This window comes from Rhizobium sp. WYJ-E13 (assembly GCF_018987265.1).
In the GTDB taxonomy this organism is placed as follows: domain Bacteria; phylum Pseudomonadota; class Alphaproteobacteria; order Rhizobiales; family Rhizobiaceae; genus Rhizobium.
Map to the genome: position 1 here is coordinate 1079000 of NZ_CP076853.1, position 13351 is coordinate 1092350.

Below are 13351 nucleotides of genomic sequence, written 5' to 3' on the forward strand. Positions count from 1 at the left end.
CGGCGCTGTAGAGCAGAAATCTGCGAATCATGAACTTCCGGTTTCCTTTTGCCGGGCTCTTGAAATAGAAGCGAATAATGACCGCCGCAAACCGGACTGAAGCCAAACTCGCCGAACTCAACCAGCCGAGCCTCTGGTCGGGAATCAATGCCTATCGATCCGATCCGCTGATCGTCGATCTGACCTCCACGCTGCCGCGCTCCATCCGTGATGATCTTGAAAACACGGGCCGTTACGTGACCTCGCCCGAGGCCCAGGAACTGGCGCGCATGGCAAACCAGGGCACGCCGCAGCTTCGCACCCACGGTCCGCGCGGCGAGCGTCTGGATATCGTTGAATTCCATCCCGCCTGGCATGCGCTGATGCGCCGTTCCATGGCTTCGGGCCTGCATTCCTCCGTCTGGGATCCGCAGGCCGATACCGAGGCCAAGGACCAGTCCCACCACATTCGCGCGGCCCGCTTCTATCTGACGGCACAGCTCGAATCCGGCCATCTCTGCCCGCTGACGATGACGAGCGCATCCGTTGCCGCTCTCTCGGCGTCACCGGCTGTCCAGAAGGACTGGGCGCCGAAGATCCTGTCGCGCAAATATGACTCGTCCAATCGCCCGGCAATGCAGAAATCGGCCGTGACGATCGGCATGGGCATGACGGAAAAGCAGGGCGGCACGGATGTCCGTGCCAACAAGACCGCTGCCGAAAAAGTCAGCGAGGGTATTTACCGCCTCTCCGGCCACAAGTGGTTCATGTCCGCGCCGATGAGCGACGCCTTCATCATGCTGGCGCAGACCAAGGAGGGCATGGGCTGCTTCTTGGTGCCGCGCCTGCTGGAGGACGGTTCAGCCAATGGCCTGCAATTCCAGCGCCTGAAGGACAAGATTGGCAACCGCTCCAACGCTTCATCCGAAGTGGAGTTCACCGATACGTTCGGTTTCCTGCTCGGTGGCCCCGATGCCGGCATCCGCACCATTCTCGATATGGTGACGCTGACACGCCTCGACTGCGCGCTGGCCTCTTCCGGCATCATGCGCGCCTCGCTGGCCGAGGCGGTGCACCATACCCGCGGTCGCAGCGTCTTCGGCAAGATGCTGGTCAACCAACCGATCATGACGCGTGTGCTCGCCGATATGGCGCTCGATGTCGCCGCGGCCACGGCTCTCTCCTTCCGTCTGGCCGATGCCTTCGACAAGGCGCGCGGCAATGCCGAAGACGCGGCCTATGCCCGCGTCATGACGCCGGTTGCCAAATACTGGTGCTGCAAGATCGCCCCGTCGCTGATCTACGAGGCGATGGAATGCATCGGCGGCAGCGGCTATATCGAAGAGCGCCCGATCGCCCGCCACTACCGCGAGGCCCCGGTCAATGCGATCTGGGAAGGTTCGGGCAATGTCATGGCGCTGGACGTGCTGCGTGTGCTGAACCGCGGCAAGGATCTCTTCGAGACGGTTTTCGCAGGCTTTGCGCGCGATCTCGGCCCGGCCGGCAAGAAAACGATCGACGTGCTGCGCGCGGCGATCGCGCTCTGCGAACAGGATGAGGGTGCGGCCCGCCTGCTCGTCGAACAATTGGCGCTTGCTGCTGGCGCCGCCGAACTCTATCGTCTCGGGGCAGGGCGAATTGCCGATGCCTTCATCGAGACCCGTCTTGCCGGCGGCTGGCGCTCGACCTACGGCATGCTCGATTCGCGCTTCGACGCGAGCTATATCGTCGATCTGCTTTACCCGCCTGCTGCGTAGCGTGACGGCGGGCAGGATGCGAGCCATCTGGGTGTCGCAGGCCCGAAAGTGCAGCATGTGCTGCATTTATCCCGACATCAACGCCGGCAATCAGGGCGGTCTGCGCTTCTGATCTTCGCGGGCTTTGTGCGCCGGCTCCCGCTCGTCTCGCTCTCGGAAACCACCGTCTGGTTTGGCCGTACGCTCAAGGCTGAGCTTCGTCCAACCGACAGCGGGCTGAACGCTCTCATTCAATTGCATAAAAAATCCGGCCGCGTCACCGCAGCCGGATCATGTCACTTATTCCCGAAAATAAGCTTTCAGAAGAAGCCGCGGCGCTGCCACCAGCCTGCCTTCTTCGGCTTGCCTTCGCCGTCAGCCTCCGCGCTGTCGGTACGGTTCGAGGTGACCGTCGGTTCAGAAGACGAGATGTTGGAGCCGCGGTTGGCACGAGCAGGCTTTGCCTCGTCCTGTGCCGGCGCGGCGAGATCCGCAGAGGCTTCCGCTGCTTCCGGCTCGGCTTCGGCAACAGGCGCTTTGGCGACCGAGGCTTCAACGACGGGCTCTTCGACCGGCGAGGGGGCGGCGGCCTTACGGCGACCACGGCCGCGTGCCGGCTTGACCACTTCGGCAACGCTTTCGCTGCCTTCGATGGCAGCCGCCGCGGACTGACCTTCATTGGTTTCGGCCGCGATGACTTCGACCACCTCAACCTCGGTCGCAGACGTCTCTTCAGCTACGCTGTCATCGTCTTCGTCCGCGCTACCGTCTTCGGAAGCTGCGCCCTCAGCGCCTTCCTCACCACGGTTACGGCGGCCGCCACGCTTGCCGCGACGGCGGCGCTTGCGGCGCTGGGAGTCATCACCTTCGGCGCGGGTCTCTGTGGCACCTTCGGCGGCATCGCTGTCCCCTTCGCTGCCGTCGTCCTCGCCCTCTTCGCTATCGTCAGCCTCGTCGGAGACGGCATCGGCAGCGACCTGTTGCTCGACGCCCCCGTTGCGGCCGCGGCGACGGCGACGGCGCTTGCGTTTACGTCCACCTTCGCCTTCGCTCTCTGCACGGGCAGCAGGGCGCTCGGCAGCAGCGGGCTTTTCTTCCAGCTCTTCGTCTTCTTCCTCGTCATGCTCGATGACGACATCGTCATCATCGTCATCGGGGATGGCTGCGAAGTTGAAGAGGCTTTCGATCTTGACCGGGTTTTCGACCGGCTCGCCGCGATCGATCGCGAAATGCTGTGCACCGACCGAGCCATCGGCATCGATGATGATCGCCACACCGAAGCGGTTTTCATAATCGACGATCGTCTGGCGCTTGTGGTTGAGCAGGTAGAGCGCGATGTCAGGCGTCGTGCGCACGGTGATGTTGTGCGTCGTGTTCTTCAAGAGATATTCCTCGACGCCGCGCAGAACATGCAGGGCGACGGAGGACTGCGAACGGACGTGGCCGGTGCCGCCGCAATGCGAGCAGACCTGCGTCGTCGATTCGAGAACGGAAGCGCGGATGCGCTGGCGCGACATTTCCAGAAGGCCGAAATGCGAGATGCGGCCGACCTGGATGCGGGCGCGGTCGTTCTTCAGGCATTCCTTCAGCTTCTTCTCGACAGCGCGGTTGTTGCGCTTCTCTTCCATGTCGATGAAGTCGATAACGATGAGGCCGGCAAGGTCGCGCAGGCGAAGCTGGCGGGCGACTTCGTCCGCTGCTTCGAGGTTCGTCTGGAGGGCCGTGTCCTCGATCGAGTGTTCGCGGGTCGAGCGACCGGAGTTGACGTCGATCGAAACCAGCGCTTCGGTCTGGTTCATGATCAGGTAACCGCCGGACTTCAGTGTCACCTGCGGCTGCAGCATGCGATCGAGTTGCGCCTCAATACCGGAGCGCGAGAAGATCGGATGAATGTCGCGGTAGGGCTGAACCACCTTGGCGTGGCTCGGCATCAGCATCTTCATGAAGTCTTTCGCTTCACGATAGCCTTCCTCGCCGGAGACGATGATCTCGCCGATATCCTTGTTGTAGAGGTCACGGATCGAGCGCTTGATGAGCGAGCCTTCCTCGTAGACAAGGCAGGGGGCCGTGGAGGCGAGCGTCAGCGTGCGGACGTTCTCCCACAAGCGCATAAGATATTCGAAGTCGCGCTTCACCTCGACCTTGGTGCGGTTCGCGCCGGCCGTACGCAGGATCACGCCCATGCCCTGCGGAACTTCCAGCATGCGGGCGATTTCTTTCAGCCGCTTGCGGTCCTGCGGGTTGGTGATCTTGCGGGAAATGCCACCGCCACGCGCCGTGTTCGGCATCAAAACCGAATAGCGGCCTGCAAGCGAGAGATAGGTGGTGAGAGCCGCACCCTTGTTGCCGCGCTCTTCCTTGGCAACCTGCACCAGCAGGATCTGGCGGCGCTTGATGACTTCCTGGATACGGTACTGTTTGCGCGGCTTGCGCTGCACGCGGTCCGGAACCTCTTCCATCGCATCTTCGGCGCCGACCGATTCGATGACTTCCTCTTCGCCGTGGTCGTCATCATCGTCATCATCGTCGTGACGACGCTTGGAAACGTCTACGTCTTCGGAAATGGCGTCCGTTTCGACCATCGCGGCCATTTCACCGCCGACCGGGCCTTCGTCGTCGTTATCGGCAACCGATGCTTCCGGCGTCGCGGTTTCCTCGGCGACAGGTTCGGCAACCTTCTTGCGGCTGCGGCGGGCGCGTGGCTTCTTGGCGGGCGCCTCTTCGCCAACGGGTGCTGCCTCTGCTGGTGCCGCTTCATCCGCCGCTGCGACTTCGGGCTGTTCGACTGGAACGATGCCGATATCCGGCTGATCCTGCGTCGAGAGATCGACGACAGGAGCCGTCTCGACATGCTCGACATCCTCGTCGCGGCGGTGCTCCTCGGCTTCGGCGCGAAGCAGGGCCTGACGGTCGGCAAGCGGAATCTGGTAATAGTCGGGATGGATTTCGGCGAAGGCAAGGAAGCCGTGCCGGTTGCCGCCGTAATCTACGAAAGCGGCCTGCAGCGAGGGCTCGACCCTCGTTACTTTTGCAAGATAGATGTTGCCGCGAATCTGCTTCTTGTGCTGCGACTCGAAGTCAAATTCCTCTATGCGGTTCCCGCGAACGACAACGACGCGCGTCTCTTCCTCGTGAGACGCATCGATAAGCATTTTGTCTGCCATGTAAGCTGAGCTCCTCGGCGAGGCCGCGAGAGCGCATTCCCGACTGCTATTGACACAGAAAGAATGCGGTCCGCCGTGGCCGCGCCGGATAATGAAAGTCGCGATTGGTGCGGGGGAGAGGGCAGCAGCCAGACCGCAAGCGGAACAGTTTCGTTCCGGGGCCTGTACACTTCAGATAAAACCTGCTGCGAAACCATCAACAACCAAGCGTGATCGACAATGACGAAGACCCATTTCGGGTCCGATGAGTTTGCTCCCTGAGAGCGTGGTGGCTGATCCACCGATGAAATCCCAGCATGAAGCCGGAAAATCAGGATCCAGTTCCCGGGTGGAAATGCATTCGACGGCGGACGATTACCGGTTGTGGCGCCAGGTCCAGGGGCCGGCTGGCTGCCTCGCGGCGACTCTATCCCGTCAACACTTCTACCCTGAAATTCCTTGTATGTTTTCTCTGTCACAATAGCAAGGGAAAAGCCAAATGTGCCATAATATTGATGGATTTCGTATCGCATAAACTCCTGGGGGATAAGCGATCCTGATTCGCGGGTCGGTGTATGCGCGCTCGCCTCTGGCGGGAGTGCGCCGTGGCGACGCAGGGTCCATCGCAGCAATAAATAGGGTGTGGCGGGCTATTGTTTAAGAGGTTCTGGGTCGCGGCGGGGTTGTCCGCAGGGCGAAAACTGGGATTTGCGGCGTGGCTTTTCGCCTTTGCTGCGCTTTGCACGGTTCCGGGCAGCGCAGCCGGTGCAAAGGATTCCCTGCTGGCTTATGGAGCGCGCATCGTCGGCGACGATGCCAGAACCCGCATCGTCATCGATTTCGACCGCGAGCCGCGTTTCTCCGTCCACTACATCGCCAATCCCGAGCGTATTGTCGTCGACCTGCCGGCAACGGCCTTTGGTTTCCCAGCCAAGGACCTCGAAGCCCGCGGCCTCTTCAAGGACATCCGCTACGGTGCCATGGACGAGGGGAGCGCCCGCATTGTATTGACGGCGGCACGCCCGGTCCAACTCGCACTCGCAAAGGTACAGACGGATGAGAACGGCGGCGGTCACCGGCTGGTGCTCGATGCCGAGATGATCGACAAACAGAAATTCGCCGAACTGGTGAAGACTCAGTCCTGGACCGATCAGGCCAGTGCAGCGCAGACGACGAGCGCCATTCCCCAGCCAGAAAAGACCGTGCCGGGAGATTTCGTCATTGCCGTCGATGCCGGCCACGGCGGTATCGACACGGGCGCTATCGGCGTCGATACGAAGACCGAGGAAAAGCAGGTGACGCTTGCCTTCGCCAAGGCGCTCGCCGACCGCCTGAACAAGGAGCCGGGCATCAAGGCTTTCCTGACGCGCGACAGTGACGAATTCCTGTCGCTCTCGCAGCGCGTGCTCATCGCTCGGCAGAACCACGCCGGTCTCTTCATTTCCCTGCATGCCGATACGCTGAAGCAAAAGGACATTCGCGGCGCGACTGTCTACACGATTTCCGACAAAGCCTCGGACAAGCTCGCCGCCGATCTCGCCGAACGCGAAAATCTGTCCGACCAGATCGCCGGCAAGGAAACGGTCGCCGAGCCGCCGGAAGTCGCCGATATCCTCCTCGACCTGACGCGGCGCGAGACGCAGGCTTTCTCGATCTCGCTCGCCGAAAGCGTACTCGCTTCCTTCAAGGATCAGGTTAGCACGATCAACAATCCGCACCGTCATGCAGGCTTTCGTGTGCTGCAGGCGCCCGACGTCCCCTCGATCCTGCTCGAACTCGGCTTCCTCTCCAACGTCGACGACGAGAAGCTCCTGCTCGATGAGGGCTGGCGCGGAAAGATAACCGATCTTTTGACCGATGCGGTGAAGCGTTACCGCACACGCCTTATGGCCAACGGCGGCTGAACCAGGCGTTGCCCGGAAGCGACACCCAGGCCTAAACCGGACCTCTTGGCGGAAGGGAAAGGCAAAGTGGTGGGGCGAGCCCTATTTTGCTCACATTCACGCCGTTACTCCGGTCTATATGTTTCGCACATATGTGAGACGGAATCGTCTTGTGGCGCCAGCGCGCATGGAGTAAGCCGCGCAACGTGCAAACCAGCATCGTCTATGCGATTGTAGCGGCTGCGCCGATCAGAGATTAGAAGTACCGGTAGCTGAAAATATGGTTAGACTTCTTGGATATTTCTTCGGAATAGCGTGCGTCGGTTTCCTGGGCGCTGCGGCTGTCGTCGCCGTCTATCTTGGCAGCGTCACGAAGGATCTTCCGGACTACGCCGTTTTGAGCAGCTATGAGCCGCCGGTTACGACGCGAGTCCATGCCGGCAACGGCGCGCTGATGGCCGAATATGCCAAGCAGCGGCGCTTGTTCCTACCGATCCAGGCCGTGCCCGACCGCGTGAAGGCGGCCTTCCTTTCGGCCGAAGACAAGAATTTCTACCAGCATCCGGGTATCGATATCACTGGTTTCATGCGCGCGGTGGTTGCCTATCTGACCGGCGGTCCGACGCAGGGCGGTTCGACCATCACCCAGCAGGTGGCCAAGAACTTCCTGCTGTCGAGCGAACAGACCATGGAGCGTAAGGCCAAGGAAGCGATCCTATCCTTCCGCATCGAGCAGGCCTACAGCAAGGACAAGATTCTCGAGCTTTATCTGAACGAGATTTTCTTTGGCCTGAATTCTTACGGCGTTGCCAGCGCTTCCCTGACCTATTTCAACAAGTCCGTCAGTGAACTGACCATTGCCGAGGCGGCCTATCTCGCCTCGCTGCCGAAGGGGCCGGCCAACTACCATCCGTTCCGCCATCCCGATGCCGCCATAACGCGCCGTAACTGGGTCATCGATCGCATGGTTGAAAATGGCTATGTAAGCCAGAGCGATGGCGAGGACGCCAAGAAGCAGCCGCTCGGCGTTACCGCCCGCAACAGCGGCTCATCTCTTTTTGCCTCCGATTATTTCGCCGAAGCCGTCCGTCGCCAGCTCATCGACCAGTATGGCGAAAAGGCGCTCTATGAGGGCGGCCTTTCGGTGCGCACCTCGCTCGATCCGCAGATGCAGCTTGAGGCCAGAAAGGCGCTGCAGGACGGCTTGATCACCTATGACGAGCGTCGCGGTTTCCACGGTCCGATCAAGCAGATCAGCACGTCTGGCGACTGGGGTCCGCCGCTCGCCGAAGTACCAGCTCTCTCCGACGTGCCGGAATGGCGCCTTGCGGTCGTGCTTGCCGTTTCCAGTGAGGCTGTCGACATCGGCCTCCAGCCGCCGAAGGATGGAGGCGGCAAGGTTGCGGCCGTACGTGAGCGTGGCACGATTGCCGCCAAGGACATGCAGTGGGCATTCCGCTCCGCCGGTGGTGACCGCAAGACCACGAAATCGCCGGTCGGCGCCGTCTCGGCAGGTGATGTCGTCTATGTCGAGCGTCTCGGCGGCGACGGTTCGACCTCCTATCGTCTGCGCCAGCCACCGAAAGTGCAGGGCGGTCTCGTCGCCATGGACCCGAAGACAGGCCGCGTTCTCGCCATGGTCGGCGGCTTCTCCTATGCCCAGTCGGAATTCAACCGTGCCACCCAGGCGATGCGCCAGCCGGGTTCTTCCTTCAAGCCCTTCGTTTACGCTGCCGCGATGGACAACGGCTACACGCCGGCCTCGGTCATCATGGACGCGCCGATCGAGATCGTTTCGGGCGGTCAGGTCTGGAAGCCGGAAAACTATGGCGGTGAAGTCGGCGGCCCCTCGACGCTCCGCTCCGGCATCGAGAATTCGCGCAACCTGATGACGGTGCGCCTCGCCAACGATCTCGGCATGAATATCGTCGCCGAATATGCCGAGCGCTTCGGCATCTACGACAAGATGGCGCCGCTGCTCGCCATGTCGCTCGGCTCGGGTGAAACGACGGTACTGCGCATGGTTTCGGCCTATTCAGTCATCGCCAATGGCGGCAAGCAGATCAAGCCGACGCTGATCGACCGTATCCAGGACCGTTACGGCAAGACGATCTTCAAGCATGAGGAACGTCTTTGCGAAGGCTGCAATGCTGGCGACTGGCAGAGCCAGGACGAGCCCAACATCGTCGACAACCGCGAGCAGGTTCTCGATCCGATGACCTCCTACCAGATCACCTCAATGATGCAGGGCGTCATCCAGCGCGGTACCGCTGCCGGCAAGATCGATCTTTCGGGCCGCGACGTTGCCGGCAAGACCGGCACGACCAACGATGAGAAGGATGCCTGGTTCGTCGGCTTCACGCCGGATCTGGTCGCAGGCCTCTACATGGGCTTTGATACGCCGGCTCCGCTCGGCCGCGGCGGCACGGGTGGCGGTCTCTCGGCGCCGATCTTCAACGAATTCATGCAGGCGGCTGTCAAGGACATGCCTGAGTCCAAATTCGTGGTCCCGGCCGGAATGAACATGATCGCGATCAACCGCAAGACCGGCATGGCGGCTGTCGATGGGGATCCAGGCACCATCATCGAAGCCTTCAAGCCAGGCACCGGCCCGGCCGACAGCCTCTCCGTCATCGGCATGGACGGCACGATGGCGCCGGAAGAAATCCTGCGCACGTCACCGCAGGCAAACCAGGCAGTCCAGACCAACACGCCCGGCCTGTTCTGATCACAACCGATTTCCATTGCGCCCGCCACGGCTCTTTACATCCGCGGCGGGCGTCTCTATGTCACCAGCCTTACAGAATACCCGGGCACTCACAGAATACCGAAGCAAAGAAGCAGGAAAATGCGAGCGGAAATCCAGAACGTAGTCGATGAAACCAAGCAGGCTATCACCCTGCTGAGGAGGCATCTTTGACTGGGACCAGGCGGTAAGACGACTGGACTGGTTGAACAACAAGGCAGAGGATCCCAACCTCTGGAACGATGCGCAGGAAGCCCAGAAGCTGATGCGCGAGCGCCAGCAGCTCGATGACGGCATCAATGGCGTCAGGTCGCTGGAGCAGCAGCTTTCCGACAATATCGAGCTTGTCGAACTCGGCGAGGAAGAGGGCGATGAGAGCATTGTCAAGGAAGCCGAGGACGCGCTGAAAGGCCTGCAGGCCGAGGCCGCCCGCCGACAGGTCGAAGCCATGCTGTCAGGCGAGGCCGACGGCAACGACACCTATCTGGAAGTCCATTCCGGCGCAGGCGGCACGGAAAGCCAGGACTGGGCGAACATGCTCTTGCGCATGTATACCCGCTGGGCTGAGCGCCAGCGCTTCAAGGTCGAGCTCATGGAGGTGCATGACGGCGAAGAAGCCGGCATCAAGTCCGCGACCCTGCTGGTCAAGGGCCACAATGCCTATGGCTGGCTGAAGACGGAATCGGGCGTGCACCGCCTCGTGCGCATCTCGCCTTATGACAGCAATGCGCGCCGCCATACCTCGTTCTCGTCGATCTGGGTCTATCCTGTCGTCGATGACTCGATCAACATCGAGATCAATGAAAGCGATTGCCGTATCGATACCTACCGCTCGTCGGGTGCCGGCGGCCAGCACGTCAACACGACGGACTCGGCCGTACGTATCACCCACATTCCGACCGGTATCGTCGTCGCCTGCCAGCAGGAACGCTCACAGCATAAGAACCGCGCCAAGGCCTGGGAAATGCTGCGTGCCCGCATGTATGAAGCCGAACTGAAGAAGCGCGAAGAGGCCGCAAACGCCGAAGCCGCCTCCAAGACGGATATCGGCTGGGGCCACCAGATCCGCTCCTACGTTCTGCAGCCCTACCAGCTCGTGAAGGACCTGCGTACCGGCGTTACAAGCACTGCTCCCGATGACGTGCTCGATGGCGATCTGAACGAATTCATGGAAGCAGCACTTGCTCACCGCATCAGCGGCGCAGCCGATGCTGTCGTCGATGACGTCGACTGATCGGCAAAGACAGACCTGAAATAGAGAGCTCCGGAAACGGGGCTTTTTCTTTTTCAGACGTCCGCAGAAATGTCGGTTCCGTGAAAGAACGCACCCGATAGTTCGGCGATCTCCTCGTGGACATCAGCACGTTCAATACCCGCCGGATCGGTAAACAGGAGCTCTGCAAAGGAGAGCCCCAATGCCGTGCCTTCCGGCAGGAAGATATAATGCCCAAGACCGCCCGGAAGGATTTTCAAGGTGCTTCGATCAAGCCGCGCATGCAGCCATGACGAACATTCTTCGGGCGGGGCCGTGTTGTCGGCATCGCCGACCAGAATGAGGGCAGGCTTGCGGATGGCTTTCAGGCTCTCCTCGCTGAAGCAGCGGATAGAGCGACCGGGCGCGCAGACCAGCGCGGCCTTGATTCTGTTGTCGCGATAGGATCGCGACATCCGCGACCATGATTCGCGAAATGCCGTGCTCGTGCGGAGCAGCGACGGGATATGATCGGCGAGGTCGGGAAATTCCCTCGGGCCGCGCGGCCCTCCGGGTTTCAGCCTGGATTGTTCGAACTGCGAGAATTGAGCGACAGCACCGAGAAGCAGCATCACCGTATAAGCGCCAGCTGAAAATCCGGCAGCGAACACGCTGTCCGTATCGAGCTGTCCGGCCAGATCGCCCTGCCAGTCTTTTCGGCGGTCGAGCATGAAGCTCAGATCGGGCGCGCGCTCCCAGAGACAGGCAAAACCCTCAGCGCGATAAGCTTCGCCGCCGGTATTGCCATGATGGTCGACGCCGAGAGCGATAAAACCACGATCGACCAGACGGCGGGCGAGCCATTCCAGCCCGGCTGCCGAGCCGCCGGTACCATGCGACAGCAGGACCAGCGGATAAGATTTCGGCGCCGGCCGGATGGGTGCATCGCGGGCGACCGCGGCCCTCCGGAACCAGCTTCGTCCCGGAATTTCGGTTTCAAACGAGCCCTCGGCTGCCGGATACCACAGGGACCAGCGGACAGGTCTTAGGCCGGTCCCATCCCAGTCCGGCCGCGTCTCGTCGTGGAGAACGCCTTCGCGAAAGCCGAGTCTCATGGTTTAGCCCCGATAAATAGCCTGCGACGCTCAGTTCGTCGCTTTCTCCACGGTGATATCGCCGAACTCGTCGATCAACACCGTCCAGCCGTCGGATTCGGCAGCAGCATCGGTCTTCAGGTAGACCGTGGCGAAAAGGCCCGGCTCCTTGATGATGCCGCTCGAGTTCTCGGGCCGGATATCTGTGACATAAGGCTTGAGGTCGCTGATTTCCTGCAGTTCGACCGTCGAGACAACGGCAGGTCCGGCGTCGCTCTGCGCCATCTGCTGCAGATAGATCTTGGAGGTTTTGTCCGGCTGGCGCACGGCGAAAAGCTTGTAATAGCCGTGCCGCTGCTGCGGCTTGGCATCCTCCCCGCTCACATTTTGGGTGCTGACGCTCTGCGTGGTTGTCGGGGCACGCTCGACCGGCAGCGAATTGCCGTCATCTTCCCAATAGCCGGTGCTGGTCGCGAAGATGATCGAGGCCGGCAGGATATCGTCGTGAACGGTCTGCGCCTCGGCGGCGATCGCCCAGCCCGAAACAAGGAGCGCCGTCATAAATGCTTGCTGCATTGCCATCGTTTCAATCCTCGAACTGTTCCGCCAGAATCCGGTCCGACCATGAGCGGTCGGGATCGGAAAGGATGCGTGCCGTCATGTCCTCGGACTGGGCGATGCGCACATGCAATATGGATTTGATCTCGGTATTGTCGGCGACCGCATTCACAGGCCGCTTCTCGGCTTCCAATATATGGATGTCGACGGTCACCCGGTTGGGAAGCAGCGCTCCGCGCCAGCGCCGCGGCCGGAAGGCGCTGACCGGCGTCATGGCGAGCAAGGGGGCATCGAGCGGGAGGATCGGACCGTGGGCGGAAAGATTGTAGGCGGTCGAGCCGGCAGGCGTGGCCACCATCAAGCCATCGCAGATCAGCTCCTCCAGCCGCACGCGCCCGTCGATTTCCACCCTGAGCTTCGCCGCCTGATAGGATTGCCGGAAAAGGTAGACCTCGTTGATCGCAAGCGCCGACGAGTTGCTGCCGTCGGCATTGGATGTCGTCATCTTGAGTGGGTGAAACGCATTCTCGACGGCGGCGCAGATGCGGTCGTGCAGGCCGTCCGTCTTGTAGTCGTTCATCAGAAAGCCGACGGATCCACAATTCATGCCGTAGACGAGCTTGCCGCTGTTCATCGTGCTGTGCAGCGTCTGAAGCATGAAGCCGTCGCCGCCGAGCGCGACGATCACATCGGCCTCGTTTGCGGGCACATCGCCGTAAAGGCGAATCAGTTCGTCTCGCGCGGCGAGCGCTTCCGTGGTCGGCGAGGCGATAAAAGAAAGCGTCTGAAATGACCGGCCCATGCAATGCCCTTTGTTATGTTGCTCTAGCTAAAGGATAAAGGGGTTCTACGACAAGACGTTTTGCGTCTGCTGCCAGAGTTTGGGCGATCTTGGAAACAAAGAGATAGGCCCGCCGCCCTTCGATCGATATGCCGCGGCAGGTAACGTCCGTGCTCGACTTGAATCCTTATCGAAGCGCTGATGGCACAAACCTCCGCTGTGGATAGATTTGCCCCGTT

Annotated in this window: 8 protein-coding genes; 4 read left to right on the forward strand and 4 right to left on the reverse strand. The window is 61.2% G+C overall.

From position 1 onward, the window contains the following. Nucleotides 1-77: 77 nt before the first annotated feature. A complete protein-coding gene (locus tag KQ933_RS05385) occupies nucleotides 78-1736 on the forward strand; it encodes an acyl-CoA dehydrogenase family protein (protein WP_216757722.1) in 1659 nt (552 codons plus the stop codon). A 299-nt stretch (nucleotides 1737-2035) separates the two neighbouring features. Here KQ933_RS05385 and KQ933_RS05390 read toward each other — a convergent pair whose 3' ends face one another. Further along, nucleotides 2036-4879: a ribonuclease E/G gene (locus KQ933_RS05390; RefSeq protein WP_216757723.1), complete on the reverse strand. Its 2844-nt coding sequence runs from the start codon at nucleotides 4877-4879 to the stop codon at nucleotides 2036-2038. 632 nt (nucleotides 4880-5511) lie between these two features. Here KQ933_RS05390 and KQ933_RS05395 point away from each other — a divergent pair. The 3 genes from KQ933_RS05395 (at nucleotide 5512) to prfB (ending at nucleotide 10721) form a co-directional block, all read left to right on the forward strand. Further along, nucleotides 5512-6762: an N-acetylmuramoyl-L-alanine amidase gene (locus KQ933_RS05395; RefSeq protein ID WP_216757724.1), complete on the forward strand. Its 1251-nt coding sequence runs from the start codon at nucleotides 5512-5514 to the stop codon at nucleotides 6760-6762. Nucleotides 6763-7021: 259 nt separating this feature from the next. After that, the gene (locus tag KQ933_RS05400; protein WP_216757725.1) at nucleotides 7022-9469 is read left to right on the forward strand and encodes a penicillin-binding protein 1A; all 2448 of its coding nucleotides are present in this window, start codon (nucleotides 7022-7024) and stop codon (nucleotides 9467-9469) included. A 120-nt stretch (nucleotides 9470-9589) separates the two neighbouring features. Then, nucleotides 9590-10721, forward strand: a protein-coding gene (prfB, locus tag KQ933_RS05405; RefSeq protein ID WP_216757726.1) for a peptide chain release factor 2 whose coding sequence is annotated in 2 segments (ribosomal slippage) — nucleotides 9590-9658 and nucleotides 9660-10721 — 1131 coding nt in all. Because the reading frame shifts where the segments join, the coding sequence is not laid out codon by codon here. Between the two features lie 53 nt (nucleotides 10722-10774). Here the strand turns inward: prfB and KQ933_RS05410 are convergent. The 3 genes from KQ933_RS05410 to KQ933_RS05420 are packed head-to-tail and all read right to left on the reverse strand — an operon-like array spanning nucleotide 10775 to nucleotide 13133. Then, nucleotides 10775-11794 carry a dienelactone hydrolase gene (locus tag KQ933_RS05410; protein ID WP_216757727.1) on the reverse strand — a complete coding sequence of 340 codons (1020 nt, stop codon included), beginning with the start codon at nucleotides 11792-11794 and terminating at the stop codon, nucleotides 10775-10777. A 30-nt stretch (nucleotides 11795-11824) separates the two neighbouring features. Further along, nucleotides 11825-12355 carry a hypothetical protein gene (locus KQ933_RS05415; protein WP_216757728.1) on the reverse strand — a complete coding sequence of 177 codons (531 nt, stop codon included), beginning with the start codon at nucleotides 12353-12355 and terminating at the stop codon, nucleotides 11825-11827. Nucleotides 12356-12359: 4 nt separating this feature from the next. Then, nucleotides 12360-13133, reverse strand: a complete 774-nt coding sequence (locus KQ933_RS05420; RefSeq protein WP_183730094.1) for an NAD kinase — start codon at nucleotides 13131-13133, stop codon at nucleotides 12360-12362. Nucleotides 13134-13351: the final 218 nt, after the last annotated feature.

Bases quoted from the DNA above. Each gene is read 5' to 3' on its own strand.
- KQ933_RS05400 (WP_216757725.1), top strand. From the start codon at position 7,022: ATGGTTAGACTTCTTGGATATTTCTTCGGAATAGCGTGCGTCGGTTTC.
- KQ933_RS05390 (WP_216757723.1), bottom strand. From the start codon at position 4,879: ATGGCAGACAAAATGCTTATCGATGCGTCTCACGAGGAAGAGACGCGC.
- KQ933_RS05415 (WP_216757728.1), bottom strand. From the start codon at position 12,355: ATGGCAATGCAGCAAGCATTTATGACGGCGCTCCTTGTTTCGGGCTGG.
- KQ933_RS05410 (WP_216757727.1), bottom strand. From the start codon at position 11,794: ATGAGACTCGGCTTTCGCGAAGGCGTTCTCCACGACGAGACGCGGCCG.
- KQ933_RS05385 (WP_216757722.1), top strand. From the start codon at position 78: ATGACCGCCGCAAACCGGACTGAAGCCAAACTCGCCGAACTCAACCAG.
- KQ933_RS05420 (WP_183730094.1), bottom strand. From the start codon at position 13,133: ATGGGCCGGTCATTTCAGACGCTTTCTTTTATCGCCTCGCCGACCACG.